Here is a 1,187-nt window from a genome sequence, read left to right on the forward strand (position 1 = left end):
GTCGGGCTACGCCCTCCCTACGCCGCCAGCAGCGCGAAAACCGCGCCCAGCATCAACCACCCAACATCTCAGCAAGGGGGTCCCTTTTGCGCGCCGATAGGGGGTCCCGATTGAACGCCGATTGACACAACCGCCGCGAGCCGCCAGTGGTGGCCGCCCGCGCTCTCGACGATGCTGGTGGTGCTGGGCACGACGGTGGCCGACAGCGAGATGGGGACCGATATCTGGCCGCTCACCCTGCGCCGGATCGCCATGATGCTGGCGCTCGCGGTGGTCGCGGCTGCGCTGGTCGGGGGGCTCGACCGCTGGCGGGCACGCCGCACAAGGGACGACATGATCGAAGCAACGGGGGCATAGACATGCAATTCAGCGATCTGCTGGTGATCCTGCTGATCACCGCCGGGGCCACGAAGGCCGCCGCCTTCTTCATCGCCCAGGCAGCGAGCCTGTCGCGTCAGGAGAAGCTCACCATCGTCACCCGGGCGCTCGCCATCCAGGCCGGCGTGCTTGGGATCTTCGCATGGCGCGGCGAGAACATCCTCAAGACGTTCCACGTGTCGGTCGCGGCGCTCGAAGTCGCGGGCGGGCTCGTGCTGCTGCTCTTCGCCCTGCAACTCGTGCTGGGCGAGGACCACAGTGCCGACGACACCCCCCCGCTCGGCGTCGGGATGGCGGTCTATCCCCTCGGCATGCCGCTCCTCGCCTCCCCGCAATCGATCGTGGCGGTGACCATCGCCTCGACGGCGCTCCGCGACGCAGGCCAGGGCCCCCTGTGGCTCGCCCTCGCCATCGTGCTCGGCATCAACGCGGCGATCCTCTACGGCCTCGCCTTCTTCGGCGGAAAGAAGAAGCGCGTCGACGGCGGCTTTTCGGTCGCGCCCGTGCTGCTCCGGGTGGTCGGCCTCTTGCTGTGCGCGCTGGCGATCGAAATCATGGCGCTGGGCCTGCGCGGCTACGGCATCCTTCCGCCCATGCCCAAGGCCGAAGCCGTGGGGGCGGCGGCCCGGCACTGACGGCGGCGCCGCCGAGCGCTGCCGCGCGATGATCGCATGTCGATGGAGAAGAAGCCCGCATCGGCAAGGCCGGCGCCATCGCCGCGCAGCTCAGCCGGCTTGATCTCGTGGTGCTCGATGAACTGGGCTATCTGCCGTTCGCCCGATCCGGCGGGCAGCTCTTGTTCCACCTGA

2 protein-coding genes and 1 pseudogene are annotated in these 1,187 nt (G+C 69.2%); all 3 read left to right on the top strand.

What is annotated here, in order from left to right; genetic code table 11:
- Window positions 1–180 precede the first annotated feature (180 nt).
- The gene (locus CA237_RS19845; protein ID WP_164523939.1) at window positions 181–357 is read left to right on the top strand and encodes a hypothetical protein; all 177 of its coding nucleotides are present in this window, start codon (window positions 181–183) and stop codon (window positions 355–357) included.
- Window positions 358–359: 2 nt separating this feature from the next.
- The gene (locus tag CA237_RS19450; protein ID WP_126015330.1) at window positions 360–1,013 is read left to right on the top strand and encodes a MarC family protein; all 654 of its coding nucleotides are present in this window, start codon (window positions 360–362) and stop codon (window positions 1,011–1,013) included.
- Window positions 1,014–1,063: 50 nt separating this feature from the next.
- A pseudogene (locus tag CA237_RS19455) lies at window positions 1,064–1,187 on the top strand (ATP-binding protein); the annotation flags it as partial.

This window comes from Sphingomonas sp. ABOLH, from assembly GCF_003951715.1.
GTDB lineage: Bacteria > Pseudomonadota > Alphaproteobacteria > Sphingomonadales > Sphingomonadaceae > Sphingomonas > Sphingomonas hankookensis_A.